Origin of the sequence: Halovenus amylolytica (assembly GCA_004015825.1) — an archaeon.
GTDB classification, from domain to species: domain Archaea; phylum Halobacteriota; class Halobacteria; order Halobacteriales; family Haloarculaceae; genus Halovenus; species Halovenus amylolytica.
The window spans coordinates 1-26,649 of the sequence record SAYS01000027.1 but is presented as its reverse complement, the minus strand read 5'-3'; the positions used below and the strand labels follow the sequence as shown (position 1 = coordinate 26,649).

Here is a 26,649-nt window from a genome sequence, read left to right as displayed (position 1 = left end):
TCGCTAGTTGTCCACTCTCTTGATCGCGGCGGCAGCAAGAGTTCGGTCTGACACGGTAAGGTCGCTGATACGAGACGAAATACACTTCTGACGCCACGGATCGTCAAGAGAAAAAGTCATAAATCTGGTTGGTCTCGGCTGTAGTCGTCGTTCAGACCAATTTCCGAAGACAGCTGTGGCTGTTCGCCAGCCTCGCTTCGCCTGAAGCGAGGCGACTCAGCCGAGTCCGTGTTCGTATCCTGCTGGCAGTCCTTCTCCGTTCGTCCGATACTCCTCTTTCCAGCTGAGTTCGTCGTCTAACACCCGTTCGATCCCGTGCAGAAACGCATCACCAAACGCGAATGTTTTCGGGAGTGCTCGCCCGCCACGCCGTGGTCGGGCGAGCACGGCCCACTGTAACACGAGCCACAACTGCTCTAACAGAAACCCCACGTAGAACAACCGGATTGTCGTCGATGGCGTTGTTGTCAGGGCGCGCGCTTCTCGGAACTTCTCGTAGCTCTTCTCTATCCGTGACCGCTTGTTGTAGGTCGTAGCGACTTGCGCGGGCGTGCGGTCTTCCAGACCGTATGCCGCGTATCCTGTCGCTTTCACACCAGACTTTCCGCGGTCACCGTTCTGATAGGTGACGTTCACCGCCAGTGGATACGTCTGTTCGTGCTCCTTCCCTTCGCAAATCGTCTCTTCGGTCATGTGTGACGCGGTCTTGGAGAGTTTCTCCCGGAGCGAGTCTTTCCGGGTTATGACCGGAAAGACTGGCGGTGCTGTCTCCCGAAGAACACCGATTAACTCCCCGACAAAGGCGTCTCTGTCCATGAGGATCTGGTCGGTCTCGAACGGGTATGTCTCGACGCGGGCGAGCACACGCTCGACCGCGTCGGCCTTGCTGTCCTCACCGTCAACTGGTTCAACCGCCAGTGTGAGTGGCTTTCCCTGTGCGATGACGAACGCAGTACAGTACCGGTGACACTTCGTGGTTCCGTCCCGTGCGTCCATTCTCCTGAACTCATCTTCGTCGTCTGGATGACCGTGGAACGGATTGTCCATGAAGTCCAGACAGATGGTTCTCGACCCGCCGCGGTCGAGAACCGTCATCGCCACCAGTGCGAGGACATCGTTGACAGCATCAAGCATCGGCTCTTTCTCCAAGGTGTGCAACCAGTCCATCACTGGCTCGCGGTTTGGCGTGTCCTCAGTGTTCGTCGTAACACCGTTGACTGAGGTTGTGTCAACAGCAGCTCGTAAGACGACTTCCATGATCTCCTCGGAATCGAGGCCGGAGCCCTCGATTCCTTCCATCGGTATCAGCTCAGGCAACTCCATGCTAAGAGACTTCAACTGCCTGTTCGAAATGTACTCGTCCGGATCTGTGAGGATGCGTTTGAGTCTTGGGAACTCCATCACACACAGGAATCCGGACAGCGGCTGAATCAGGCGACTGATTCAGTCGCGTCATTCTGATCACTACGTGTCAGTAACTGGTCCTTTGAGCCAGAGTGGACAACTAGCGAATATCTGCTATTCGACGACTTCTTCGTCGGCTTCGTCGTTCCCGCCACGGAATTTTTTCAGCGTTACAATTCCAACCACGACAGCTACTGCGGCAAGGATTCCTTTCTTTAGTTTTCCCATGTACCTCTCTCGCTCACGTAAATCAAATAGTCTTCTGATTTATTTACGGACTAGCAGTCGTCTACTGTTGGCCAGAACTCTTGACACCAACGAACAGTTTCAGAGTCGGAAGACGTAGGCGAGAACTTGTACTGAAATGGCGCTCTTTATTCAGTACCAGCGATCAGTCCCATCGAAAATCACACAGAAGGGACTGATGGTGGCGGGTTCCACAATGTTGTTGACAACGATGGTGCCTTCGAAAGCGACACTGTACAGGAGGAAGGGTCCGAATTCGAGTATACATTCGACAGTGAGGGCGTGTATAAATACGTCTGTACGCCACACGAAGTAATCGGGATGAAAGGCGTCGTCGTTGTCAGCTGAAACAAGAAGGCGACTCCACGAAAATCCCGCTGAAATCCCTGAAGTGTGATGTTATCATAGAGTCCTGAATGTCGATCCCTCCCATGCACTATCAAGGACGGTAACGTGACAGACGATCCGATAACTAGTCGAAGAGTGCGTCGCCTCGCTCTTTCACCCGCCGAGTTCGCTCTTCGCTGTAGGATTCGTGGGTCGTCTCGATACTCTTGTGTCGAAGGGCGTCCTGAGCGAGTTCGGCCTGTTCTTGATAGAGGGTGTCTCCGAGTCCACGCCGTGCGCCGTGTGGTTTGAGTGGCTCGGCAAACTCGTACTGTGAATCTGCACAAAGGCGTTTCAAAATCCGCCGGACACCATCGGTACCGAGTGACGGCGGACAGGATCCGTTGTCTCGGAGATCATCCCACACGGTGTCTGGTGAAGTCTCGACATCAGCAGGCAACTCGCCATAGAGTGTCGGGAGGTGCATTGTCGGCAGTACCGGCCAGTCATCGGTCGGCGGATCGAGCAGTTGCTTCCAGCGCCGGAGCGGTTCGATCGCCGGTTCGAACAGTGGTGCCTCTTCCCACTCGCGGCTCTTCCCGTAGACGAAGATGATCCCATCGTTGAGATCCAGATCTGTCCAGCCCACTCCGTTGCGTTTCTCATCCTCACTGACGGCTGCGATTTCTGCACCACGACACCCGCTGTAGGCCAGCAAATAGACAAGTGCACGATCACGGTAGGCTTTGAAGCGGTCCCTATCCCGATTGCCCGCACTGTCAAGCACTTCATCGACGACCTGGTCCGTCGTTGCACAGATCGCGTCGCGTTCTCGCTCACTCCAGAACTGTCGGTCGGGTTCGCTTGATACGTCGGGCAGTGGCTCGGTCGCTGTCTCTGTTCTGGCAGGGTTGCGGTCGAGATACTGGTCGCGAACAGCCCACCCGAGCCAGGCAGCCACGTAGTCGTAATACTGCGTCACCGTGCTGCCAGCAGTGATCTCCGAGTCCTCGTCATCTAAGCACGCTCGCAATGCCCGGGCAAACTGGCGGAGGTCATAGCTGTCGATTGCCTCGACTGTTTCGACGCCACGCTCTCGGCGCAACCATTCGGCGAAGAGCCGCAGTACGTGTGCGTTGTTACGTTTGTACTTCCCTGAGTCGAGATCAGCCAGTCGATCCTGGATTGCTGCCTCGAGGACATCATCCCTGGGGGTAGCATCGAACTGAGTGGGCTGCACCATTCGTGCTGACCCGACGGCGGCGGGTGACTAATAACCACTCGGTCTTACTGAACTAAGCACGAGTGGCTACACACACCACGTTTCCCGAGAAAACCGCCAGACAGCAGTCTGATCACTATTCTATAAACCATAGAACGCTATAGCCAATTACCGCGAATTTTTGACCTTTCTAAAAGGTCATAATTGAATATCAGAACGGGGGACTATCAGACGGAAACTTTGAGACACCGATTACATGCGATTACGAGGGTGGTTGCCGTGACTGGTGGCAGTAGTCGGTCTTCTACCATGGACCGCTCGGAAATCCTCGGATATAGCAGAAATAATTCAGTACTCAGTAGATATATATCTGTACAGATGCTAAGATAATTACGGAGACAGCACACATGGATCTCACTGATATTCCAGACGATGCGTATGCCGGCGACGAATCCCCGCCAGATCTCAACGAACTGGAGTCCCCCGATTCACTGCTCACGGGAGGGCCGATCCGCGAGCGCATCCTTGCTGTCGTTACCGGACTGCGAACCCCAACGAAGGTGTCCGAAATCGCTGAGCTTGCTGACTGCGATACCGAAACTGCCCGAAGCTATCTCGAGTGGTTCCACGAGATGGGACTGGTTCATTCCCACGACGGTCCCCCAGTCAGATACGAACGCAACGAGGCGTACTTCCAGTGGCGACGTATCAACCACATCCGTGAACAATACTCCGAGCAGGAGATTGTCGAGGCACTCTCGGACACCATTGACCGCATCGACGAGTACAGATCCCAGTTCGACACAGACGATCCCGACAATGTCTCTCTCGTCGAAGCAAGCCAAGATATGCCAACCGAAGACGCCTGGGAGGGGCTTTCCGAATGGAAAACCCTCAAACGCAGAGCTGCTCTCCTTGACGCGGCGCGGCGTGACAGCCCAGTCTCGGGGAGCACTCCTCGTGGAATCGATGCCTGACTCTCCGTCCGACCCGCCTCGGACGGGCCCGGTTGATACAGAACTGCTTGATCAGATTGCTGCATACCTTTCTAGAACTGCTCGGTTTGATGATGTTCAGTCGCGTCCCGCATATGCGCCCACCACTGTCGTCGCAGACTACAATCTTGGTTACTTTCCTGGCGGGGTTGCGCGTGCGTCTCTTCGAATCCGGTGGTTCGAAACCGACGACTTCAGCATCCACTACTCCGAGCAATACCAGACAAACGATTCTTGGGAATGTCGCTGGGATCGTCACCCAAACGATCATAACACTCGCGAACACGTCCATCCGCCTCCGGATGCACGGACACCGGGCGAGGACACTGACTATCCAAACGAGTGGCGGGAGGTTCTTGCCACCATACTCACCCATCTTGACGAACGGATCGAGGCATTCTGGACCGAGTAGTTCTCACCAGTACAGGGAGTACTCACAACATTTCCGCAATGATCTCTAACCGGGATTGCGGACGCTGGGGGGGTGGGTGCCGAGGTCTTACCAAACATTTGTTTGCTTCTAAATTCTATTGTTTGGTAAGAAAATGACAGCACTTACTGAAGCGGTATCCTGAGATCCAAGAGGCGTATTTTTCCGGCGGTGGGTTCCGGAAGGTTGGGTACTACGTGAGGACAACGGGAGTGGTGTCGGAGGGAGTGATTGAACGGTATATCGAGGGGACAGAACACTGCTTTCTCCCTCTTGCACGGCAACTCTGATGGATTTCTGATAAGCAACACATTTCGCCAGTAACATCTTGACCTGTACTAAGCGCTGGCCACTCCGTAAGACCCTTTCTATGACAGGCTTGCTTCACTTGCAATGGTGGTGTGTGGCTCCTGTATTTGAGACGATACTGGAACCTTGCAGCTATTATATTAGTCTCTCCAAAGACGGCTCACTCATCTTCGTCTGAGGGAGGCCGTTCAGACAACCGGTCGAACCGACTCTGGGCTGATTCGCGTCGTTCCTCTGTTTTGCTCGCATTGTAGGTCGCACCATGTAATTCTCCGTCCTGCACTTCGACTGTGAGCACGGCATCGGCGTGCTGCCCATCCTCGGGCAACGCTGCTGGGTCGACAAGCAGTTCGTAGGCGTCCGCCCCATCCTCTTCGAGGAGCACGGCTGCGAGGCCGTCTTCGATCCGGTCGACAACAGCCGTGTACGCTCCGTCGGGGATCATGAGTACTCCTCCATCAGCACACGTTCTCCTTCACTGGTCCTGACAATAACGGTATCGCCGCCATTGTTCCAGACTGGACTGCCGGCATCCCAGTACAGTTCTGTCTCGGTGTCAGTCCCACTGCCGGTCCGTACCGTCACCGATGCCCCGGGTTCGAGTGTGAATTCAGTCGGGAACGTGTACTGCTTCCCGACTTCGTCTTCGACTGTCCAGCTGCCCAGTGCCAACGCTTCATCACCGGTGTTCTCGAAAACAATGTACTCGTCATTGAGATTCTCACGATCGTCGCCCGCTGCATCGGCGTGGATTGTCTGGATCGCAAGCTCTCCACCAGTATCCGTGTCGCTGTCGTCGTCGGTGTCAGCGTCAGTGTTGGTGTCCGTCGTGTCTGTCGTGTCCTCGATCGGGCCGGCACCGATCTGCTCGCGTTCACTCACCTCCCCGTTCGTGCCCGGTTCGATTGGGTCGCCATCGAACAGCGACAGCGGGTCAGTTGGCGCTGACTGCTGTGTCCGGATCGAGACACCCTCACCATTCGAGACAAAGACCACGTCGCCATGTGTCGCCGTCCAGTAGGTCGTGATCGACCGGTCGGCGAAAATCTGGAGGACTTCATCGTGAGGGTGGCCGTACTGGGAGTCATAAGCACTCGAAATGACCGCTACCTGTGGATCCGCCGCGTCTACCAATGCATCGCTACTGGAACTGCTGCTGCCGTGATGGCCCGCCTTGTAGATCGTCGAATTGAGCGCGGAACCATACTCTTCAACCAGATACGACTCCTGTTGCTCCTCAGCATCGCCGGTATAGAGGAAACTCGTCTGTCCGTATGCAAACCGCAGGACAATACTGTTCTCGTTGCGATCCTCACCACTGAGATACTCTTCCGGTGGGCCAAGCACATCTACGTCGACGTCCTCGAACGGAATGGAATCTCTTTCCTGAGTCCTGAACAACTGGACGTTATATTCCTCGACAGCATCGAGGTACTCATTGTAGGTGTTGGTACTGGCAGGAATCCCTGGATCGTAGACTGTGCCAACACCATCCGCTTCAGTTTCGTAATACTCGATGATAACGGCGTTCCCGCCGATGTGATCGGCGTCATTATGCGAGGTGACGAGATAGTCGATCCGGTCGATATCATGACGTTGTAGGTAGGAGAGGACATGCTCGCCGTTATCGTTGAAATGGCCAGTATCGATGAGCATCGTCTCACCGGTTGGTCCGACAACCAACGTCGCGGCGGACTGGCCGACATTGATATTATGGACAGCCAGTGTACCATTCGCCTCGAACTCGCTAGGTGAGTCATCCTGTTCGATATCTGTTGGGGCATCTTCTCCGCCAGCATCGGATAACGTTGCGCATCCAGACAGAATAACCAGGATTGCCAGTAGGATAAGTGCGAGCGAGCGAGACAGCTTCATACCCGACGATTGGGAGCCGGCGGTATAGATGCAGGGGTGTCAGCGCGTTCCCAACTTGACACTCAAATGACTCCAGCGCTTGCGAACTGACCGCTGAGAGTTATACCAAACCTCGTATATTTTCTAGAAGCGGTGCAAGATAGAGCGCACGTATTCAGCATCAGACTATTTGAATCAGGACTATAGTCAAGTAACTCCAGCCACCACTCGACATAGGAAAAAGTATGTCGTCGACACTCCCGATCCCGGTAGACATCACACTCTCAGACGTTGAATACGTCGTCTCGGACTTGCATCTAAACCACCAGAACATCATTGAGTACTGTCGCAACGACAAGTTCGACGCGACGCAGTCAGGTCTCGATGACATGAACTGGCACCTGCTGGCGGAGTGGAACCGTCATGTCGGGTCCGATGAGACAGTCGTCTTTGTCGGTGATTTCGCCTGGTTTATCGATCAGGATCCGATCACGCAGCGGAAGGTCGATAATCTCTGGGATGCCTTGGCCGGCGAGAAGGTGTTTGTCCGAGGGGACCACGACCATGTGGTTCCCACGAGCGCTGAGACGGTCGTCTATTCGGCGGAGATACAGCGTGAAGAACGAACGTACTTCGTCAGTCACTTTCCGGGTGATACACCTGAGTCCCTACCTGGAAAGGGCATGCCAGACGACTTTAAGCAGGTACTTCCCGACGCATTCGCTGATCGACTGGAGTGTTGGCGGATCCACGGTCATCACCACAACAACTGGCCGGACCTGTACCCGCTCGTCAATCCCGACCGGCAGACGGTCAACTGCTCTGTCGAACTGACTGACTACAGGCCACTTTCTATGGACATGATTGACGAATTTGTAGCACACAATGAGTGGAAACAATCTCTGTGACGACTAGATTCAAACTGAATAAACTAAATGACGACTGACTGCTGCATAGACACTGACGGCACAGAACAAAGGGGGGGTTCGTGAGAACACATAGTCAGATTATCACCAGTCAATCTGACCCCCACAGATCAAGAGCCGAAATATTCCCGACTATAATTCCACAGAATTGAGATTTCCGTCACAGAACCCCCTCTTCTTTCTCTATCCCGCTGATTTTTCCCGCTTCGCCTCCGATTCGACGAATCGTGAGGCTCGCTTCAGATTTGTGCCGATAGCTTTCGCTATGGACGCATTCTTTACCTTGATCGTCCCTGTGAACCGTGTTTTCTCTCCATCCTGGTGATACACCTCGTTGACCAGCGACTCAGCTCCGGCACGTAAGTTCAGAAACTCCTCTTCTGCCGGATCGTCGAACCGCTTGCGTCAATGCGCAAGCTCTAATTTCCGTTCGTAGAATCCGTAGCTATAGAACCGCTGTTGTTCCTGCACGAAACACTCCTCTTTGTGCGGACACCCTTCGCAGAAGTCGCTGTTCATCCGTCCTGAAATACGACCACTCTCCTCCTTGTACCGTTGTTCGAATGGTTCGTGTCCTGCCGGACACGCAACCATTCTGTGACCATCCCACTCTGCATCGGCCAGCGATAACTTCTCATCAGGAGGTCGAGTACCAGTCAACCCGGTGAAGTGCTGCGTGATCCCCTGATCACTGCAGCACGCCTCTACCTCTTTGTGCGTGTAGCCACCGTCCACGAGCAGGTCAGTTAAACCAGTTTCTGTGGGGAGTGTTGGGATATCTTTTGCCAACATGTCACCGTCATCTGTGTTATTCGTATCCACGCGAACGGTTGTGATGAGTCGAAACGGATTGTCGCCACCGCAGGTTTCAGCGACATTGGCTTTGTATCCACAAGAGGACGTTCCCTTCTTGCGTCGGTACGTTGCTTCGACATCGTGAGGATTCTGCATCGAACCACTACCGACCTTGTCGGGCTCTTTCAGCCCGACGCGGTCTTGCTTGGTCTCGTCTTCGCCAGTATTCACTGTGTCCTCATCTCTCTGTTCTCGTTGTTCGGTGTCTCCACTGGTGCTGAAGCTTCTGATTGGTTCCCAGCCCGGTGACGAGTCACCGGGCGACTCTTCGGTCTTTTCGTCTCCAGATGGCTCAGCTTCTTCGAGTTCTGCAATGCGATAACATTGCTCGTCAAGAACCTGTTGCAGATGGTCGAAACTCTCCAAGCCAGCGTATTTTGGGTCACTCTCGAATCGCTCAACGAGCCACGCAGTGTGCTCGATGAGCGTTTCCATGGTTGAGTCAACCTCATCTGGTTCCAATTCGTAGGACAACTCCAAATTCTCCGTGCTGGCAAACTCGTCGATTCCAGCGGGCAATTCGCGGACGATCTCGTCGGGGAGATCGTCCACGAAGTTGTGAACGACCTTGGCGATGAGATCAATCCGGGAGAGATGCTTGATGTTTGCCTCAATGAACGTCGAATCCATCCGCTGCGTACTCCCGTCGATATCAAACTCTTCTTGCAGGTGGTTGCGGTGGTCTTCAAAGACCTCGTGTAGCAAATCTTCACCAGTCTCTTCTTCGTGTTCCATCAGCCGATTTCGGAAGTTAGTAAACGTCTTCGTACAGATGTTGTCGCCGAGAGTTTCCTTCCCGAGCGCGTTCCGGACGCAGAAATTAAACAGATACGCATCTTCGAGCTGGTCATCAGAGAGGCCGAGCAAATGCTTGATTATCTCCAACGATACCAGTTCGTTGACTGGCTTGTTCGGACGGCTATACCCGTCGTGGTATAGCCGTTCGAACTTCGTTTCATCAATCTGAGTAAAAACATGTTCGTAGAAGTGGGTAGACCAGTGGTTCTGTAATTTCTTCTTTACACAGGGTTGTAGGTCTTTAACAGGCGAAAAAAGTGTCTGCTGTTCATGCTCATTATGTTGTTTAAACACGTTATCAACCAGCCTATTGATTTATTGGTCTGCTGAAGTAAATAACTTACGTACATTATTTTAAAATGTTATACGATAAATATTTGAAATAGTTCAGTCACTCATCGGCTACCCTTTCTACGGTGCCGTCAGACACTCTGCATGGTACGGCAATTCTGATGGATTGTTGAAAGGCAGACTATCTCGATGCGTTCACGACCGTTCTCAGCAACCATCGCCTGAATCGTATCAGGTGAATATAGGATGAGTGGCTCCTGAGTACGTCGCACCGCCTAATCCAAAATAGCCAATTAAAGAGTTATTGACGCCTAGTAGAAAGTATTGCCAAATTCCCGGGGCTATCTCTTACAAATTCGATCCATATCTCGGTTTGGACGAGGGGACTTGAGAGTATCAACAACGTCAAAAAGTTCGTCCACCGACTCTCTATAGACACGACAGAGTCTCGAAATGGCAGACCGCATCGTCGATCAGCGTGGCGGCGTGTGCGACCAGTGCGGAACAGCGTATCAGTCACTCTCACAGCACTGGTCGCGGAGCCAGTCCTGTGAGTATCGGTCGTTATCTGGCCACCAGCGCGAGATCGTTCGCGGCTTGTTACTCGGCGACGGCTCTCTCGAAGCGAATGACCTTGCATATCTTCGGTGTGCGTCGAAACGGCTGGAACACCTGCAGTGGGTGTCTGACGAACTTGGCTGGCTTGCTCGCGGCGTCACCTACGATTCGAGCGACACCTACCGTCTCCGGACGATGAGCCATCCCAATCTCGGTCGGTACTGGACGTGGATGGAAGCGCCGTCGACGGGCTATTCGCTGACACCGACAGCAGCGCGTGTCTGGTACGCCTGCGATGGCACGCTCACCTTCGGCGGGTCAAGCGACGTGCCACAGGTCGTATTCACCGCGACGGCTGACGCCAAGCGAGCGGCGATCAGACAGTTGCTTGCCCAGCGCGGGTTCCAACCAATGGAGTGGCAGCGACGTGTTGCACTCCCCCGCGAGAAAACGAAGCCGTGGCTCAAATGGCTCGGTGAACCAACTCCCGGAAGCGAGTACAAGTGGTGTACCGACGAAACAACGTATCGTCAACTGCGGTGAGACGCGAAATCCTCGTTTGACGGACTGCCAGACAAGGCGAATACAGTCGAGAAGAGCATCGCAACTGCCTCGGCGTCCAGCCCCGGGCATCCGACTCGCAATTCTGTGAACACGGGATCATTCTGAACGAGTCGTGATCAGAACAGACACATTCCCGTCCGTCCACATGATCTTACATGGGAAAAACCGTTGACGAGCTGCGAAACGAAATCAGAGTCTCGACGGATCGGTTCGAGCGCGAGATTGCAGCCTCATTTACGAAGGAGGACCTTGCAGCGATTTGCGAAACTGTCGGGTATGAGATCAACCATGATCCGTTGCCTCCGAAGCCGCAAATGCGAGCCGGCATTCTGTCCGAGATTGGTGTCCGTGGTGACGATGAGACCACCGAGACTGGCCGCCCATTTCGGAAGGCAGAACTCAAATCGATTGCAAATGCTCTCAACGAGTAGGACACTACATCAGTACTTCTCTGAGCTATGAGCCCGCAGAGTTTTTCTCTGTATGTTGGGACCTTCGGTTGTGTGTTTTCTGGACCCACCTTATGTAACATTGATACTCTCTGTAGTCCCGTCTATGCTACATAAGGCGATGACACAACCAGAACCCCCAGCGTCTCTCTCAAAGTACCTTGCAAAGGGGTCCCGAAACAGGATGTGGACACGCTTCGCGATATCCGCGAGTACGTCGATGCTCTGATCGCGCCAGCGGCGCTGCAGCCGATTTGCACGGGCCGTATCTGTACCGGTACTATCGTGATGGCGGCGAATTGACCTCAGAGTATCTCGGGAAGCCGTGAAGATCTTATTTAATTTTGCACCTTAATTCCATGTCTCCTCACATAAGGAATTGCTTTGCTCGGCCTGCTGCAACGACCATAATACCGATTGTCTCTATGTCGAATTTGGAATAAAAACACAACAAGATTGGCTCCTACGGGTGATCGATGGAAGGTAGATACGTGACGATCTAATCTTAATTGGAGACTATCGCAATCCTAACTCGTCAACGCACTCTGTAAACTCCTCGCCGTCCATCTCCTCAATCGTCGAAATTCCGTGCTGTATCACCACTGGATAGTAGTGCTTCTGCTTCCGGATTTGCCAGTCACATTCGTACTCGAACCGCTGGTACTCTCCGTCGAACGCATTGAGCTGGTCAAGATCGTCACTGTCTGGCACGTATACCATCCGACCGGTCCAATCTTCTTTTGGATTAACTGTATTATCTGGATTATCTGGATTTTCTGAACTAGTTGAGTTATCTGTATTATCCAGATTATCTGTGTTATCTGTATCAAATCGACTAGCCAATTTTTCAGCAGCCTCGTCACGGTCGGTCATGCGAGATCACCTTTGTTGTCGATTAGGTAGGTTGCAAGCCGCCGCAACTCATCTTCCTGATCGCACTCCTCGTCATGGCCGAATATCGAGACGCCTTCATTGAACGCTCGCTTCACAGCCGCGCGATTACGGAACTCGAAGATTGGGACATGCTCGCCAAATGCCTGTTCGAACCACTGCAACATCTCTTTCTGCTCACCATCAAGCGGGTAATCGATGTTAGAAACTACGATTGCCTCTTCATTGATGTCCACGCTAAAGTTCGATTCTAGCGTCTCTATTTGTTTGAACAGAATATCGATCGCGCGAATACTGGTATCCTCTGCTTCGGCTGGAATGATTAGATTCTGGCACGCCAGCAGCGCATTGTCGGTGAGATGCCCCAGTGATGGCGGTGCATCGACAATAACGAAGTCGTAGCCCTCTAAGCCTTCCATCAGCGTCGAGAGTTTTTCCCGACCCTTCATACTCGTCACGAGCTCCTGCTCCAGTTGGAACATATCGATTGTCGCTGGTACAATATCAAACTCCTCGTGAGACAGTATCAAATCTCCGAGAGAGTGACTGCCTGGCGAAAGCATCGCGCTGTACTGGTTCGGCTCATCGGCGGTGTATGCGTCGTCGAAACCAACACCCATCGTCAGATAGCCTTGGGGATCACAGTCCCAAAGTAGTACGTCCTGACCGCGATCGTTCAACGCGCCGCCAATGTTGATTGCATCAGTTGTCTTCCCGACGCCACCCTTTTGATTCGATACAGCTAGTTTTGACAGATTATCTGTGTTATCCGGCATAGTTTGCTTATACAGTATATCCAGATAATCTGGATAATCACTATTAAAACTACGTCAGACAAGGGGTAAACAGACTATCTTTCCTTATATTCGGCTAATAGTTAGAGAGATATCAGGAGGCCTCCGATGAGTTCTGACAGGAGATCGCGACAGGACGGTTCGATGTTGTGATAATTTACGAAAAATCCTGGAGGTATCAGTTGGATACGACTGAGATTTACGTCGACAACCTTGGTTTTCAACAGACGACCTTGCCTTCCAGCCACTCGCGATCAATGACCTGATTCTCAATCAGGATGTGACGGGGAAGGTTATCTTCACTGCAGGACGGGCAGACGCCAAGCAGTGAGGTTTCTGAGCAGCATTATGCTTTGAACCTCCTAGAAAGCACTATGGGGTAAACAGGGGGAGATTCGGGGGAGGGTGTGACTGAGGGCCTGAAACATCGCCCTCTACCAAAACCGGAGCACTGGCACCACAAATAGGTCAGGCAACCATAGTGAAAGTAGAAATTGCCAGAATGGAATAAGAACAGAACATGGAATACACTTATTCCATATCGCTTGGAATTCACTTGATAAATGTCTGGAGTTGAGATGAGAAGCAGTGATCTCGACTTATCCGAGATCCGTGAAATACTGGTAGAATCACTTGGCGACTCCGTCAAGTGGCACAGTAACATTGAAAACAAACCACTTGAGCTCCATCTAAAGGATCCGCTCCCCTCGAAAGTCAGACTATACCTGGTGAATCTGGTTCCCTCCGGACGAGCAGAGGAGTTCAAGGTCAATGTCCGTCTTCCCAGCCACGAAGGAGGAAAAGAGGACCATGCTGCTCCTGACCGGTCAGGAGGATATCTCACGATGCTCGGTGGATATCACGAGCATCACGAAGTCTTCGCGTTTTGGGACGATGACCTCCACGAAGAGTACGGATCTGTATCACCTCTCCAAGTCCAAGCTGAAACGATTGGTAAGGCTATGTCCGAAGGCCTGGCAACGCAACAACGGGCTACGGCAGGTCTTGGCGGTGAAACAGTTATCGTAGCTGAACCGGCCCGGGTAGCAGAAGCCCTCCAAATGCGCGACCGTCTAATTCAGATCCGCAGCCTTCTGAACACGCATCTCCCAGAAGGGTGGCGGGAGAACGGTTCAAGAGCTCAGACCATTGAGAGAGTGGTAGACGTATTCCTTGAGAACACTCCTCGAGATGTACCTACGACAGAACGTAGAGAGAAAGCACAGGAAATTGTAGCTGAAGAGCTCGATATCACGGTAGGAACAGTTGAAGGCAAATTCCGGGGAGATCTGTGGGAGGACAGAGAACAACCCAGTGAAGGGTACCAGAAAGGGTATGTTGATCCAATACTGGAAGAGATTGAGACAGAATGGAGAGACGACCGGGAAAACGAAATTGAGGACTTGCTGGATGAAGAAGGGCCGGGCCACCCTCTCTCGAACTATATCCGGGAAAATGAATCCTCAATCTCTATCTATACTTACTCCGCATCACCGGAACACTGGCTTACATCCGCCAGATACAACGCGATTCCTTTTGCGGACAACGACCAAGATCGCTACGATGAGCTCTCATTTGGAGATGTTATCTTGTTTTATTCGGAGGCAGAACCGGTTTCTGAGGAACTAGAGGAACAACCTGCTGGCCTGATCGGTGCTGCCATAATCGGTGACAAGTATACGAAAGAAGAGGACTGGTGGTGGAAGGAATACGAGGACGATGAAGATCTTCCATTAGTCGCAGCGTTTGATCGTGTGTTCTACACCGGTGCAATCGATGATCTTGATTTTGACCTTGACAACCCGATAACGGAGAAGGAGGATTCGGAGCTTAGAGAAGATCTGGGTTTGCTGACTGCAGGCCTTCTTGATATTTCCACGGCGCACAGTATCTGTCACGACGCTCTCGATGAGCGAATGCCTGTAGAAGATACCTTAGCCCACTTCACCGACATAGATGGCTCCAGTGAAGTAATCCGGCCACTAGCACTGATCGCAGAGATGGCTTCTGACCTCCGAGAAGCGCCATCAATCAATATTCACACCGAGTTCTCCGGGTCAATAGATGATGATCTGCTTGAAGGCCTGCATTTTCCTGATGGAGAGCAGGAGATACTTGATCAAATCGAGGCAGCGCTGCACGCCGGAAAAAACGTTATTCTGACAGGACCGCCGGGAACAGGGAAGACGGAGGTAGCTCAGCGAGTCACCAACAAGCTTGCTCAGAAGTATCCGTGGATGTATTCGGACTCGGAGATGACGACTGCAACCTCTGACTGGTCTACCTTCGACACGGTCGGCGGATATATGCCGGACCAAGATGAAGAAACAGATGGGAACCTGTCGTTTTCGTCAGGAATCGTTCTGAACCGGTACAAGGACAGGCAGACGGAAAAACAGGTGAATGAACCCTTAGTGATCGACGAGCTCAACCGGGCAGATATCGACAAGGCATTCGGCCAGCTTTTCACTGTTCTCTCAGGTCAGTCAGTCCAACTACCGTACACAAAGGACAACGAAGAGGTAGAGATCACATCTGCCAACGCGCTTGGCGGTCTTCCGAGATCTCACCAGTACGTCGTTCCTGAGTCATGGGTTATCTTTGCTACAATGAACACCTATGACAAGACCTCATTGTATGAGATGAGCTACGCCTTCATGCGGCGTTTCTCGTTTATCCCCATCGACGTGCCAGAGCTTCCAGAGGCAGACGACCCAGATGAGGAAGACAAACTGCTGGAGCTGATGAACGAATATCTGTCCTCTTGGGATGGAATAGATGCAGAAGATAAGGAACTGGTAGCAGTCGCTCGTGTCTGGAGGAACACCAACAACCCCGTCGATTCACGGGCAATAGGCCCTGCAATCGTACAAGACATTCTCAGCACGATAACGCAGTACCCTGGATCGGATACAGACTTAGAGACTCGTCTTACCAACGCGGTGATCAGCTACATCTTCCCTCAGCTAGAAGGTGTCCCAGAGCGGCGGAAAATCGTCAACAGCATCAAGGCCTCTCCAGAGGTTACTGAGGAGAAGATCAAGGAGGCAGGGAGAGAAATCCTCCAGATCAACTTCGAGGACGATGAATAGAGAAGCAATTATCGACCAACTCAGCCAGGATATCATTTCCTACGTGATGGCTGGGTCGTTCGAAGAGCATCAAGTTGCTCGTGAAATAAAGCCTGAAGATCTCGACGAACGGTTCGAGGACTACAGACTATTACTTGATCTGCACTTCATTCTGAAGAGTGACGTCGTCAATTTCGTTAGAGAGCTCCCGAAACGTCTGAGAAGCATAAGTACTGAAACGAAAACGGTCTCCCGTACACGGAGAGGAACTGTCGACGGCCATATCAACTGGGGTGCAACGATGAAGAAGCGGTACTCTCAGAACCCCGCAGACACATCGCTGTTCGTCTGTGATAACCGATCTGAGGACTACGATACGCCGGAAAACCTGGTTTTGAAGCGGTTGATATCGATCATCTACGAAACGATAGACCAGGCAGAGGAGTACATTAAGCAGGAGTATGGCTGGGCGCAGGATACGTGGCGGGGAGAAGAGGAGTTGATTGATGAGTTGAAGCAGATCGTCGAGCGGAACGTCCATGTCCGCAGGATTCGCTCTCCTGAGACATACGAACCAACAGAGAGGATGATGATTGCGGCAGAAAGCTCCCGACAACCTATCTACCAGGAAGCTGCTGCTCTGCTCCGTACACGAGCAAAGCTGTTAGATGGGGATCATGGGGAGATCAAGGATCTGCTCAACAATACGGCGATCACACCCGATGATGACGAAACGCTGTTCGAACTGTACGTGCTCTTCCGTTTTGTCTCTGTCTTAGAATCTGTCCGTGATCAGCAGGCTCAGTTCAAGCCGATACAGGCGGGGAGAAATGAGATAGCAAAGTTCGCTGGTAAACCCGAATTGGTGCTCTATTACGATCAAGCAGCCACGGATCGTGATCTCTCCTTCGTCACAGAGGAGGACGTTAGTGGCCGCTCTCTGTCGCGGAGTGAAAAGGTGCAGGAGGTAGCTCACGATATCTCATCCCAGTACTTTGGCAAAGAGTTTCAGAACTACACGAATCGTCCTGATGTCATCGTTTTAGAGATACGCGATCCATCGACCCAAACGTACGAATACCTCATCACCGAGGTCAAAAATAGTACAAATACAGGTACTATCAGGACTGGGATCAAGGAAGCGCTTGAATATTTGGCTTTCCTCCGTGTCGACGATGAGTTTGTGTTTGGAGATACAGTTGATGAGGATTATTTCGGAAGTGGATGGAACGGGCTGCTGGTGATCCAAGATCTTGAGGAAGAGACTGCCTCACTTGATGAGCAGTCCGATGCTGAAATCAAGATTCTGCAGGCCTCAGAACTGGAGAGGGGATTAAAGGAAGTGCTTGTGAAAGCTGATCTGAACGCAGAATAGACGAGTTCTACTCGTCGTCGTTGAGGGCGTCCAGCGTGGTTTGCTGGGTGTCATCGATTTCGAATTTCCCGGCTTCATCGAGATCGTAGTTGAGTATGAGACGCTCCGTGACCTCGGTTGAACGGGTCTCGTCGTCGTGCTGCTTGTTCATGAACTGTGAACGGCCCTTCTCCACGATGATGTGGTCTTGCAGGCCTTCTGGGACTCGCTGATAGGAGACTGCCCACTTGCCTTCGGTTTCGGTCAGGGTGTTGACGAATCGTTCGTGGTCAAAGTCGCCTTCGTGTCGGTAGAGGGCGTCTCCCTCATCCAGATAGGGGGGATCGCAGTAAAAGAACGTATCCTCGCTGTCGTACCGGTCGATCACCTCAGCGTAATCAAGGTTCTCGATCTGAACGTTCTTGAATCGGTCTGCAAATTCGTGGAGTTTCTCCGTGGCGTTTCTCAGTTTGCGAGCCTTGTTTCTCTGATGAGCACCCGCAAACCCGGAAGCTGTCCGGTATTTTGAAGCGTACTGAGAGTACCGAAGGTAGAAGAACCGACCTGCACGTTCTATCGGGTCGTCAGGCCTTTCGCCGGAGTAGAAGTCGTCTTTCCAGTCCTGATGCTGTTCCCTTGCGTACGGCGTCAGGTTCAGCCACTCGACGAGCTCTTGTTCCCTCTCCCGCAGTACCTCAAAGAACTGAACCAGATCCCCGTCTAGGTCATTGTAGACTTCGGTATGGCTCTCAGGCTTATTCACTAAGACAGCACCGCTACCGCCAAAGACCTCCACGTAGCATTTGTGCTCCGGGAAGTGCTCGATGATCCAGGGAGCAAGATAGGATTTGCCTCCCGGGAACGGAAACACAGACTCTGTCACGACCAGAGCGTAGACGACGATTGATTATAATACTTCCTTCATCTCTATCCTGAGCTACGAGGTAACGTTGAGATTGCTTGAGTACCATCCAGGCCCGACCTGCTCAAGACTTCCACGGAAAATCCTGTTCAGCCCTATTCTTTCGTCGCCGTCAGATAGTATAGGCTCATCCCAGTACTCCACGTTGTCGACCACGAACTGCACCCGTGGATTATTCGCCAGCAGAAAGTTCACGCGCTCGGAAAGGATATTGTGGATAAATTCACTGAGTTCTTCAGGATCCTCTGTACCTCGAAGATAGCTGTCCAGACCGTAAACCGCGATATCGTAAGGCAAATCATCCATATCGTCGACACAACGGAGAAACTCGACTATACTCATACGTTCATCAAACTCGTCACCGTCGTCTAAGGCCTCTTCTCCGACGACGTGGTAGCCGATTTCGAAGTTCATCAGATTCTAGCAGACTGTAATCTAGCAGATGGTATAAAAGTAATCGGAAATAACGCCTTTATTGCCTGATTTCTCAGCGGAAGTCCTCTATCTCCAGTTGGGTGTCCGATTGCTTCTTTACGTATTCCGCGATATCATCGTAGTCATCGTCTCCTTCGATTTCTGAAAGCCTGTGAAGTGCGTTAATCGCTCCTTCATCAGTCCACTTTCCGAACTGCTTGGTCAATTGGTCGGTCTCGAAGAGATAGTACAGGTAGTGGGCTTTGTCAATCGACAGTGGGTCGTTCTTGTTTTCCAAGCGGTCAGCCCGTTCAAGCGGATCTAGGACGACCAAGTCGTCCCCCTGCTGGTCCAGCAGATCTTCGTGGACCAGTTCAGCCACGTCAACACCTCTCTGCCGAAGATCTTTGTTGAGTGCGTTGAACGATAACTCCTCACCTCGGCCCAGTACGTGGGTTAGATAGACTGCACTGAGAGGATCCATTTCCTCGCTCAGAATCTGGAATCGTTCTTCGAGCAGTTGTTCATCGACGATTTCTTTGATTGCATCGACAGCCTCGACCACGTCCATCTGTTCTCCGTCTCGAGTGACGTTCGGGTAGTGTTTCGAGAATATCTCTAAGCATTTCCCCATTGCCACCACGAAGATATCTCCTCCGCTCAGACGGCGACCTGCTTGTTCTAAACGTTCGATCTCATCTTCTGCACGGAAGTAGATATCGTCCTCAAGAGATTTCCAAGAGACCTCCTCAGGATCCTCTTGGCGTTTCCTGCAGACGATGATGGTGTCGTAGTCGACGGTTGCTCTTCCGTGGCGGGTCCCGCCACGGGTCTCACTGTTTACAGGGTAGAGAGCGCTGATGTAGAAGTCGGCATCAAGAACGGATTGAAGCGTTGAACCCCAGGCCTCGGTCTCCTTGTGGTGGAAGGTGAAGGCCATAATACCGTCGTCAGCCAGTTTCCGACGGGATTCGTTGAAGACGTTCGTCAGGGTCTCGATGTAATGGTCCTCGGTTCTCTTATCCTCGACATCTTTCGCCGGATCGACAACGGCCTCGCTCTTCTTTGGCGTACGTTCTCCCTGGAAGTGGTCGTAGGTGTCGCTAAGAACCTGGTGTAGCCAGACGTAGTAGAAGTCCGAGAGCTCGGCATACATCTCGTTGTCGTAGTACGGGGGATCCGTGATGATCGCGTCTACTGATTTGTCTTCGATAGGCAGGTACTCAGAAGTTCCACAGCGTAAGAAGGCATTCCCCTCTTCTCCGAGATCAGAGTTATCATCAACAAGGACGCCCTCTACCGGCGTCTGCATCTGCTTATCCTGAGAATTCCCATCTTCGTCGATGTATTTCTCAACCGGGCTCTGGCACCACTCCTTCGCGGCCTTCGTCTTATCGAACATCCCCTTGAAGGTGCCACGGCCGTAGTCACTGCCCCAGATATTCCCTTCAACAGGTGTGTGACGGGCGATAATCGTGTTATAGTTGTAAATGGGTTCAAGCTTGTTCGCCACGCGGTTGTACATACAGAACATGTTGTTCGACTCCAGCATGGCGGAGAACGTGGTGAGCAGGAACTCTTTCACATTCTGATCTTCGATGTCGTCGATCTCATTGAGGAGCCGGCCCAGCAGCAACAGTTGCCGGTCGTTGAACATCTGGTGGTACTTGTGATAGCCATGGTTCCAGGCACGGTCACTGCTGCCCTGGTACCGTTCCTGCTCCGGGATAGGCAGTTCGGCCCATTCTTCCTCTAACTCCTTGCTAGCGCTCTCGTAGAGCTCTGAGTCGTGGTCAGTGGGATCTTTGTATCCTTTGTCGTCACAGGAATCGCAGTAGTACTCGACCGCATACATCTGGGAGTCCGGTTCCCCGAAGCGTTTCGTGGCATCGATAATCTTACTCCGGACACCGCAATCAGGACAGGTATAGTTCTGGCCAGAAGCAGTTCCTTCCTTGGGCATGAACTTGTTCCCGCAACTGTCGTCCACGCACGTTGTCTCCGTGGTGTGGTCGTCTGTCTGCTGGACGGTCCAACAGTCTGGACAGAGAACGTTCTTGTAGCTGTCGTTGGAGGAACGGGAATTAGCGAAGTAATAGCCCTTGAACAGCGGCACGTCGTGGCCGCAGTTCAGACACTCGATCTCCTTCACCCAGAAGTAGTACATCGCATCCGCCATGTTATCGCAGTCTGGGCACGGTGTCTGGTAGTACTCGAGAATTTCCTCACCGACGGATTCATAGATATCGTCGTAGGCCTCCTGCAGATCATCGATATCTACGGATTCAATCTCCTTTTTAACCGTGAACCAGGCAACAGGGTTCAGGTCACTGCCGATGACGTTACAGCCCATCCGCAGAGCCTCAACAATCGTGGTTCCCCCGCCCATGAACGGGTCGAGAACAGTCTTATCTCCGAAGTCAACGTCTTCAAGATAGTAGTCCCAAAGAGCCTCTGGATTATCCCAGTCGACATTCGGTAGCTCCTCGAAACTCTCCTGACCGTTCTCCTTGATATGGATCTCATCCTCCGCTAGGGAGTACAGGAGCATGGTACGGAAGACCGATCCCAGACGCCTGGCCCAGTACTTGTGCATCGTATACACAGGCCTGTAGTACCGCTTAGCGTGGCCCTCCTTCGACGCAATTTCGTTTACTTCCTCGATCGGGAACGAAATCTCGATAGGTCGACGACTATTATCCTTACTCATGGTTTACGTTGTTAGTGGCTGACATTGATTCGCGGAGTAACGCATTCAGAGACGCTGAGACCGCCGTGCTGGAAGTTGGAGTACTTCCCTCCTGCAGGCCAGGTGTAGCGTCCGAGAGGCATGTAGTATCCGTCTGCCTCTACGACAAGGCCTTGTTCTACGAGATCGTCGGCATTGACTTCGCCAACACTTTCGAATCTGCCGCTGAAGGTTTCCTGAAGCCGATTCTTCTGTCGATCTGAGATTTGGAAGGTATGGCCGGAGTCCAACCTAGTATATCCGTGGTCCGAGGTGATCACCAAGGAGTCCGTATCCAACTGGTCGATGATGTTACGGAGTGCTGTCTCTGACTTCTCGTACATCTCCTCGATAGAGGTCAATTTTGTCCTTCCTTCCTGAATATTCTCGAGAAGGGCGTCAGGATACCTGCTCCAGATGATTCGCTCGTCACCATCCAGGGATGGTTCTTGGCTTTGGACGCTTGCCGTTTTGTACTCCTTCTTCAGATCGGAGTACCCCACTCGCTCCCGGAAAGGCATAGTCTCTGATGGAACCGTAGAATAGGAGTAACCGACAGAGACCTCGCTGGCTTCATCCTCCAACATCTGTACGAAGAGGGAGGCCTCTCGGACACTCATCGAGTCCATCATAATCAGTGCTCCATCCTCGGGAACGTTCATGGAGGCTTGGTTTACACACCTGTCTGCCAGGACGTCGGTATAGAACTCGCTGTAGACATCAAGTAGCAGGCGTTCATACTCCACCATTTGCGGCTCCCGGTTATAGTGCGAGGCGATATCCTCTCCGATAGGAGTCCAGATGTTCCATACTGCCTCCCAGACCGGATCAACCGGGTCCTCGGCGTCTACCAAACTGGTAAGGACCTCAGTCTTGAACTTCACTTTCGATCACCACCTGAGCGTTTATATGAGTCGCACTTGGCAGTTCTTCTAAGAACTCGATCAGCTCCTCCTTCGACAGATCGTCTAAATCGTAGGATAGATCGATATGTGTTGCAGTGTCCGCGTCTCCGTTGACTCGTGACTCCGCTACACTTCGGAGAACACGAGCGCTGTTCCCCTCTAACTGAACTGTCTTGGTCTCAGTCTGTTTGCTAACCGTTTCTCCTTCATCTCCAGTCCCCGACTCTGTACGACCGACAGTCGTCGTGGATCCACTACTTGTACCGATACTATTTCCAGTCGTAGCTCCTCCCGAACCAGTAGTGCCCGTTTCGGGCTCGGGCTCTGGTTCAGTTTTAGTGTAAACCGACTCATCAAGATTGTCTGGATGATGGATTGTCAGTTCATCGTTGAGATCCGGTAATGGGTCGCCCTTCTGAGTTGCATAGAACTTTGCACGGTCGCTTTCCAAGATGATCTTCTCATCTCGGTAGAGCTGGCCGAGAGCAGAGTAAAACGCACTGTCCTCAAGGATCACTGGCATCCTGCGGAACTGGCGGAAATCATTGAGCATCGAACCTACATTAACCCCGTTCTCTGCATCTTGGACCTCCTCAACTATCTTCTCTCCAATATAGGTCTTATCACGGCCAACCTTGCTCTTCACATCCTTTGCGTCAGGACTGATCGATTTCTTCCTCATCCGAAGGCCTCCACCAGAATCAGTCCACTTGACCCAGCTGCCGTAGTTACCTTCAAGCTCGTTCCGGAGTTCACGGCGTTCGTCTCGGATTATCTTCTCCAGTTCACCTTGCTCATCGTCAACCTTCCCTCTCAGATTTTCAGCGCCAAGCACACGAGCAGCCTTGCCGATCAGGTCATTATCCTGGCGGATCTTCTGGTTGGGCGTGACGAAGAGAACCGTGTTCTGGTAGGTCCGGCCCTCAAAGAAACTGTCCAGTTTCTTCTCCAAAGCACCGTTCGACAAGTAGTCCAGCATCACAACGACCGAGATATCGCGTGAGTCAGAGACATTGTCTTCAGGATAGACTACTACGTCCCCTTTCCAAACATCGTCTCGGACGACTTCTGCCAGCTTCTCTTCGATAGCATTCTTTTCACCCTCTAACACTCGTTCCTGTTCACGGGTTACGAGTGCGGTGAGCTTGGGATCCTCGGTGATGTAGTAATTGTCTTTCTGGCCGTCCCGATCAAGGTAGTGAGCGGTGCCGTACAGGTTCTGGAGGGACATATCTAGCTTCGAAACCGAATTTTTCCCAGGCTTGTACGTCCCCAGCAAGCACTCAGTGACAGAGGCCATCTTAGACCGCTCGTCAAGAGTGTATAGTAGGATAGTTTTCAGCAGTTTCTCCCCGTAGTCGATTTTCTCAACTGAGTCGAGGTCAGATACGTACCGGTTGAACAGTGTCTGGTTGATCCCTCGGAACGCGGCTACTTCGATATCACTGGTAATGATGAGATCCGTTTCCTTGTAGAGCCTTCGCACCGTATCAGCAAGAACGTTCATCGCACCCCGGACGTTCTGACGTTCCTTCCCTCCCTCGTACAAATTGTCGAGCAGATCAAGCAGTTCCGGATGGAATGGATAGGTATCTACCATCCTGTTCTCATACCTTTTTTTCTCCTCAATTTCGATGGGATAGGAATAGTTCTCAAGGTAGTTCTGGACGACATCCCGGACCCTGCTTTCATCTAAGTCGTCTCGTCGAGTTTCGAAGAGACGGTGAAGGATAATCCTCTCTCGGTCGCCGGTGGCGTTCAGGTCAACAGCATAGGGATTCGTCCGGTTGAGGATCCGCTTGAAGTCATCGCTCTTATCAAGAAGTGTGATGAACACAAATAAATCTTCATCAGGGTCATTCGCTACTTCCAGCAGGTTCTGGATGAAGAACTCGTTACGTTCCACCAGCTCTTCGTCCTCCGTGTCACTGAAAGATTCCCACCAGGTCTCGATTTCGTCAAAAAAGATAGCGACCGGTTCATCGGAGCAGAGCTCTTCAATGTGTTCGGTTGTTACATATCGTTTGACATCATCGGAGAGGTCTTCTCTACCAAGATCTTCGAAAATCGGTTCCCAGATGTGGTCTGCGTCCGTTTCGCTGGTAGAAAGGATAGTTGCGTCCGAGGATTCAGGTAAGTGCAGAGGGACGTCCCAGTCTTCCAACCATTCCTGACCGAGATTGGGGCTATTGAATAGATGATATAGTGTTAGCAGGCCGTGTGACTTACCAGCGCCGTAAGGCCCTGTAAGTGTGATTCCTCCTTGGCTGTTCCGTCCTCGTAGTTTGTTGTCTACGTGGTTGAACGCGGTTTCCAATGCGTTCGACGGATAGGTCATCGAAAGCAGACGAGAAGGGTTGTTTTCAAGTCGGTCTTCGGAGCCGCCTACTTTGTGAGCTTGTAGGACTCCCTGAAATCGCCCCTTTTGAACTTCCTCACGGGGAGTCAGAAGCTCGGAGATTGACATGCTCTTATATTCTAACCCTGACCTACTTGATGCTTTTCCAAAGAAAGGCAGACAGAGAAATAGGAAGGTCATGATAGCCAGTTATTTGCGACTTCTCTAAAAATCATACACAAGACAATGCCGGGGATCGTGATTTTCACCGCCGGTCGCCAAGACGCCTACGAGGACTACAAACGCTCCGTCGATGAGGGCCACGCGATCGAGGAACTCAAACCATATCTTTCACCGGAAGATTGTGAAGAGTTGCGCGTGACATCTGAAGACGGGAATGCACACTTGTGGGGGAGTTCTGTCCCCGACAAATGGCAAAACGTTGAGCCAGGAGATATCGCCCTCATCTACCATGACGGTGAATTCGTCACTCGAGGCCAAGTGACACTCCTCCTGGAGAACTACGAGCTAGCCGAGCACCTCTGGAAGAGCACAGTCGACCACGACCGGTGGGATCCAGAGAATCCCTGGAAATACCTGACATTCCTTTCTGATATTGAAGAGGTTGCGGTTAACGTTGAGGCGTTCAACGAACTGGTTGGCTATGATGAAACGTACCGACCACAGGGATTCACACGAGTTGCTGACCATCGGTTGGATCAACTTCGGGAAGAGTACGACTCTGTTGAAACGGCCTTAGCAGAGCTTACTGGGACGGGTGAAAAAGTACATCACGTCGACGAGACAGAGGTCGAAGAAACCCCTGATCTGGCTGACCGTCTCAAAGCTGCAAGTACGAATGGGAATCGAGCTGAAGAGTTTGAGCAACTCGTCGCGAAGGCGTTCACCCGCTTAGGTTGTACGACGAACTGGATTGAAGGTGGAAGCGATACAGATGTCGAAATCCACGCCCCACGACATATCGTAGTTGAAGCCAAGACACGTGGGTCGGGGAAACTCAATACCCTCGAAGCAACCAACGTTGACAAACACCGTCGACAGAAGGATGCTGAACACGCCATCGTTGTCGCTCCAGCATTTTCGCCAAAAGTTATCGAGAATGCTGAGGCGAATGAACTCACGACACTCGCTGTTGATGATCTGATAGCGCTTCTAGAGCGGCGACGACAGTATGCGATTCCGCCAGAAGACGTGCTTGAACTTCTGACTCGGCCTGGTCCTTTTCAAGATGACCGGCTCGATCTCTTGGACGAGCGGATTAACGAGCGGCTCGAGGCTGGTGAGACGATACTGAACGTGATCCGAGCGCTGGAACGGGCAGATAGCCCGGTCGAAAGCGCGGCAGATCTACGTTGGATTATTATCGGTATGGAAGAGCCGAGTGATGTCCCTGACGAGAACGCGATCAACGGAGCGATCAAACTGCTGAGTCATTCGAGTCTTGGCGTGGTTGAGCGTGTTGAGGATGGCTACCAGACAGTTACTAATTACGAAAACGCGGTTGAACTCTTGCAGTCATTGGATAGTATCATACAGTCTGTGAATGAGTAGCAGAATTATTCTAAGCCGTAGCTACAACAAGTTGAGATTATGATAGAGTCTGATTTCATAGGAATATTTTAGGATATTGTGATGTGATAAGTGAGTGTGAACGAATCGGATCTGAAAGGGCAATTAGAGGACATTAAGCAGCAAGTTGAAGACACGGATCGTCTCCCAGTGCCAACGCTGAACATCATCGGTGAAGAACATCTGGAGGCACACTGGCAATCGCTGTTAGTGTATTTTCTGGAGGAGAGTAATCCTCATGGATTCGGGACAGATGTCTTGGTAGCATTTCTGGAGGCGGTGGACGCACATCCGGTACTTCCCAACCAGCGTAATCAGTGGAATTGAATCGCTGAATTAACCATCAGAAAGTGTCTGGATCTGGATGTGTTCAAGATCCCCGATCCAGACAGGTACCTTTCGGCGTCGGACGTG

At 52.0% G+C, this 26,649-nt stretch carries 23 protein-coding genes and 2 pseudogenes; 12 read left to right on the top strand and 13 right to left on the bottom strand.

Going from position 1 to position 26,649, the window contains the following annotated elements; translation table 11 throughout:
- Positions 1–216: 216 nt before the first annotated feature.
- Positions 217–1,401 (bottom strand): ISH3 family transposase, encoded by a 1,185-nt coding sequence (locus EOW68_RS16995; protein WP_407040446.1) that lies wholly within the window; start codon positions 1,399–1,401, stop codon positions 217–219.
- Positions 1,402–1,518: 117 nt separating this feature from the next.
- Positions 1,519–1,632 (bottom strand): DLW-39 family protein, encoded by a 114-nt coding sequence (locus EOW68_RS18975; protein ID WP_407040447.1) that lies wholly within the window; start codon positions 1,630–1,632, stop codon positions 1,519–1,521.
- Positions 1,633–1,794: 162 nt separating this feature from the next.
- Here EOW68_RS18975 and EOW68_RS16990 point away from each other — a divergent pair, with 162 nt between their 5' ends.
- A complete protein-coding gene (locus EOW68_RS16990) occupies positions 1,795–1,998 on the top strand; it encodes a plastocyanin/azurin family copper-binding protein (RefSeq protein WP_128226361.1) in 204 nt (67 codons plus the stop codon).
- Positions 1,999–2,122: 124 nt separating this feature from the next.
- Here EOW68_RS16990 and EOW68_RS16985 read toward each other — a convergent pair whose 3' ends face one another.
- On the bottom strand, positions 2,123–3,220 hold the full coding sequence (locus EOW68_RS16985; RefSeq protein WP_128226353.1) for a tyrosine-type recombinase/integrase: 1,098 nt from the start codon (positions 3,218–3,220) through the stop codon (positions 2,123–2,125).
- 386 nt (positions 3,221–3,606) lie between these two features.
- On the opposite strand from EOW68_RS16985, the gene EOW68_RS16980 reads away from it, so the two are divergent.
- From EOW68_RS16980 to EOW68_RS16970, 3 genes and pseudogenes are all read left to right on the top strand, one after another.
- A complete protein-coding gene (locus EOW68_RS16980; RefSeq protein WP_128226352.1) occupies positions 3,607–4,176 on the top strand; it encodes a DUF7342 family protein in 570 nt (189 codons plus the stop codon).
- The gene (locus EOW68_RS16975; protein WP_128226351.1) at positions 4,169–4,606 is read left to right on the top strand and encodes a toxin-antitoxin system TumE family protein; all 438 of its coding nucleotides are present in this window, start codon (positions 4,169–4,171) and stop codon (positions 4,604–4,606) included. Before EOW68_RS16980 ends, EOW68_RS16975 begins: the two co-directional genes overlap by 8 nt.
- Before the next feature lie 137 nt (positions 4,607–4,743).
- Positions 4,744–4,914: pseudogene (locus tag EOW68_RS16970) on the top strand (transposase); the annotation flags it as partial.
- Between the two features lie 179 nt (positions 4,915–5,093).
- On the opposite strand, the gene EOW68_RS16965 reads toward EOW68_RS16970, so the two are convergent.
- Both EOW68_RS16965 and EOW68_RS16960 read right to left on the bottom strand, forming a co-directional pair.
- Positions 5,094–5,378, bottom strand: a complete 285-nt coding sequence (locus EOW68_RS16965) for a DUF3006 domain-containing protein (protein ID WP_128226350.1) — start codon at positions 5,376–5,378, stop codon at positions 5,094–5,096.
- Positions 5,375–6,808, bottom strand: coding sequence for an MBL fold metallo-hydrolase (locus EOW68_RS16960; protein ID WP_128226349.1), 1,434 nt, complete (start codon positions 6,806–6,808; stop codon positions 5,375–5,377). Before EOW68_RS16960 ends, EOW68_RS16965 begins: the two co-directional genes overlap by 4 nt.
- Before the next feature lie 224 nt (positions 6,809–7,032).
- On the opposite strand from EOW68_RS16960, the gene EOW68_RS16955 reads away from it, so the two are divergent.
- On the top strand, positions 7,033–7,695 hold the full coding sequence (locus tag EOW68_RS16955; RefSeq protein ID WP_128226348.1) for a hypothetical protein: 663 nt from the start codon (positions 7,033–7,035) through the stop codon (positions 7,693–7,695).
- Between the two features lie 423 nt (positions 7,696–8,118).
- Here EOW68_RS16955 and EOW68_RS16950 read toward each other — a convergent pair whose 3' ends face one another.
- Complete coding sequence (locus EOW68_RS16950; protein WP_407040449.1) at positions 8,119–9,660, bottom strand: transposase; 1,542 nt, start codon at positions 9,658–9,660, stop codon at positions 8,119–8,121.
- Positions 9,661–10,110: 450 nt separating this feature from the next.
- Here EOW68_RS16950 and EOW68_RS16945 point away from each other — a divergent pair, with 450 nt between their 5' ends.
- The 3 genes and pseudogenes from EOW68_RS16945 (at position 10,111) to EOW68_RS16935 (ending at position 11,557) form a co-directional block, all read left to right on the top strand.
- Complete coding sequence (locus tag EOW68_RS16945) at positions 10,111–10,758, top strand: hypothetical protein (protein ID WP_128226347.1); 648 nt, start codon at positions 10,111–10,113, stop codon at positions 10,756–10,758.
- A 176-nt stretch (positions 10,759–10,934) separates the two neighbouring features.
- A complete protein-coding gene (locus tag EOW68_RS16940) occupies positions 10,935–11,210 on the top strand; it encodes a hypothetical protein (RefSeq protein WP_128226346.1) in 276 nt (91 codons plus the stop codon).
- A 139-nt stretch (positions 11,211–11,349) separates the two neighbouring features.
- Positions 11,350–11,557, top strand: a pseudogene (locus EOW68_RS16935) (DUF6788 family protein).
- A 187-nt stretch (positions 11,558–11,744) separates the two neighbouring features.
- Here the strand turns inward: EOW68_RS16935 and EOW68_RS16930 are convergent.
- On the bottom strand, positions 11,745–12,101 hold the full coding sequence (locus EOW68_RS16930; RefSeq protein ID WP_128226345.1) for a DUF8160 family protein: 357 nt from the start codon (positions 12,099–12,101) through the stop codon (positions 11,745–11,747).
- Positions 12,098–12,895, bottom strand: a complete 798-nt coding sequence (locus EOW68_RS16925) for a ParA family protein (RefSeq protein WP_128226344.1) — start codon at positions 12,893–12,895, stop codon at positions 12,098–12,100. The genes EOW68_RS16930 and EOW68_RS16925 overlap by 4 nt, the downstream gene beginning before the upstream one ends.
- Positions 12,896–13,476: 581 nt before the next feature.
- Here EOW68_RS16925 and EOW68_RS16920 point away from each other — a divergent pair.
- Together EOW68_RS16920 and EOW68_RS16915 are read left to right on the top strand one after the other, a co-directional pair.
- On the top strand, positions 13,477–16,005 hold the full coding sequence (locus tag EOW68_RS16920) for an AAA family ATPase (protein WP_431359026.1): 2,529 nt from the start codon (positions 13,477–13,479) through the stop codon (positions 16,003–16,005).
- Positions 15,998–17,359, top strand: coding sequence for a hypothetical protein (locus tag EOW68_RS16915; RefSeq protein ID WP_128226343.1), 1,362 nt, complete (start codon positions 15,998–16,000; stop codon positions 17,357–17,359). The genes EOW68_RS16920 and EOW68_RS16915 overlap by 8 nt, the downstream gene beginning before the upstream one ends.
- 7 nt (positions 17,360–17,366) lie before the next feature.
- On the opposite strand, the gene EOW68_RS16910 is transcribed toward EOW68_RS16915, so the two are convergent.
- The 5 genes from EOW68_RS16910 to EOW68_RS16890 form a co-directional block, all read right to left on the bottom strand.
- Positions 17,367–18,221 (bottom strand): DNA adenine methylase, encoded by an 855-nt coding sequence (locus tag EOW68_RS16910; RefSeq protein ID WP_128226342.1) that lies wholly within the window; start codon positions 18,219–18,221, stop codon positions 17,367–17,369.
- 54 nt (positions 18,222–18,275) lie between these two features.
- A complete protein-coding gene (locus EOW68_RS16905; RefSeq protein WP_128226341.1) occupies positions 18,276–18,674 on the bottom strand; it encodes a DUF8076 family protein in 399 nt (132 codons plus the stop codon).
- Positions 18,675–18,747: 73 nt separating this feature from the next.
- The gene (locus EOW68_RS16900) at positions 18,748–21,384 is read right to left on the bottom strand and encodes a DUF1156 domain-containing protein (RefSeq protein ID WP_128226340.1); all 2,637 of its coding nucleotides are present in this window, start codon (positions 21,382–21,384) and stop codon (positions 18,748–18,750) included.
- 11 nt (positions 21,385–21,395) lie between these two features.
- The gene (locus tag EOW68_RS16895) at positions 21,396–22,286 is read right to left on the bottom strand and encodes an alkaline phosphatase (RefSeq protein WP_128226339.1); all 891 of its coding nucleotides are present in this window, start codon (positions 22,284–22,286) and stop codon (positions 21,396–21,398) included.
- Positions 22,270–24,774 carry a DUF499 family protein gene (locus EOW68_RS16890; RefSeq protein WP_128226338.1) on the bottom strand — a complete coding sequence of 835 codons (2,505 nt, stop codon included), beginning with the start codon at positions 24,772–24,774 and terminating at the stop codon, positions 22,270–22,272. Before EOW68_RS16890 ends, EOW68_RS16895 begins: the two co-directional genes overlap by 17 nt.
- A gap of 117 nt (positions 24,775–24,891) precedes the next feature.
- Between EOW68_RS16890 and EOW68_RS16880 the strand changes: the two genes are divergently transcribed.
- Both EOW68_RS16880 and EOW68_RS16875 read left to right on the top strand, forming a co-directional pair.
- Positions 24,892–26,217 (top strand): restriction endonuclease, encoded by a 1,326-nt coding sequence (locus EOW68_RS16880; RefSeq protein ID WP_431359025.1) that lies wholly within the window; start codon positions 24,892–24,894, stop codon positions 26,215–26,217.
- 96 nt (positions 26,218–26,313) lie between these two features.
- Positions 26,314–26,562 carry a PD-(D/E)XK nuclease family protein gene (locus tag EOW68_RS16875; RefSeq protein ID WP_128226337.1) on the top strand — a complete coding sequence of 83 codons (249 nt, stop codon included), beginning with the start codon at positions 26,314–26,316 and terminating at the stop codon, positions 26,560–26,562.
- Positions 26,563–26,649: the final 87 nt, after the last annotated feature.

Excerpts from the sequence above, each read along its gene's own strand:
- EOW68_RS16930 (WP_128226345.1), bottom strand. The coding sequence starts at position 12,101 with ATGACCGACCGTGACGAGGCTGCTGAAAAATTGGCTAGTCGATTTGAT.
- EOW68_RS16955 (WP_128226348.1), top strand. The coding sequence starts at position 7,033 with ATGTCGTCGACACTCCCGATCCCGGTAGACATCACACTCTCAGACGTT.
- EOW68_RS16915 (WP_128226343.1), top strand. The coding sequence starts at position 15,998 with ATGAATAGAGAAGCAATTATCGACCAACTCAGCCAGGATATCATTTCC.
- EOW68_RS16925 (WP_128226344.1), bottom strand. The coding sequence starts at position 12,895 with ATGCCGGATAACACAGATAATCTGTCAAAACTAGCTGTATCGAATCAA.
- EOW68_RS16965 (WP_128226350.1), bottom strand. The coding sequence starts at position 5,378 with ATGATCCCCGACGGAGCGTACACGGCTGTTGTCGACCGGATCGAAGAC.
- EOW68_RS16900 (WP_128226340.1), bottom strand. The coding sequence starts at position 21,384 with ATGAGTAAGGATAATAGTCGTCGACCTATCGAGATTTCGTTCCCGATC.
- EOW68_RS16890 (WP_128226338.1), bottom strand. The coding sequence starts at position 24,774 with ATGTCAATCTCCGAGCTTCTGACTCCCCGTGAGGAAGTTCAAAAGGGG.
- EOW68_RS16940 (WP_128226346.1), top strand. The coding sequence starts at position 10,935 with ATGGGAAAAACCGTTGACGAGCTGCGAAACGAAATCAGAGTCTCGACG.
- EOW68_RS16920 (WP_431359026.1), top strand. The coding sequence starts at position 13,477 with ATGTCTGGAGTTGAGATGAGAAGCAGTGATCTCGACTTATCCGAGATC.
- EOW68_RS16980 (WP_128226352.1), top strand. The coding sequence starts at position 3,607 with ATGGATCTCACTGATATTCCAGACGATGCGTATGCCGGCGACGAATCC.
- EOW68_RS16945 (WP_128226347.1), top strand. The coding sequence starts at position 10,111 with ATGGCAGACCGCATCGTCGATCAGCGTGGCGGCGTGTGCGACCAGTGC.
- EOW68_RS16975 (WP_128226351.1), top strand. The coding sequence starts at position 4,169 with ATGCCTGACTCTCCGTCCGACCCGCCTCGGACGGGCCCGGTTGATACA.
- EOW68_RS16985 (WP_128226353.1), bottom strand. The coding sequence starts at position 3,220 with ATGGTGCAGCCCACTCAGTTCGATGCTACCCCCAGGGATGATGTCCTC.
- EOW68_RS16960 (WP_128226349.1), bottom strand. The coding sequence starts at position 6,808 with ATGAAGCTGTCTCGCTCGCTCGCACTTATCCTACTGGCAATCCTGGTT.
- EOW68_RS16905 (WP_128226341.1), bottom strand. The coding sequence starts at position 18,674 with ATGAACTTCGAAATCGGCTACCACGTCGTCGGAGAAGAGGCCTTAGAC.
- EOW68_RS18975 (WP_407040447.1), bottom strand. The coding sequence starts at position 1,632 with ATGGGAAAACTAAAGAAAGGAATCCTTGCCGCAGTAGCTGTCGTGGTT.
- EOW68_RS16995 (WP_407040446.1), bottom strand. The coding sequence starts at position 1,401 with ATGGAGTTCCCAAGACTCAAACGCATCCTCACAGATCCGGACGAGTAC.
- EOW68_RS16880 (WP_431359025.1), top strand. The coding sequence starts at position 24,892 with ATGCCGGGGATCGTGATTTTCACCGCCGGTCGCCAAGACGCCTACGAG.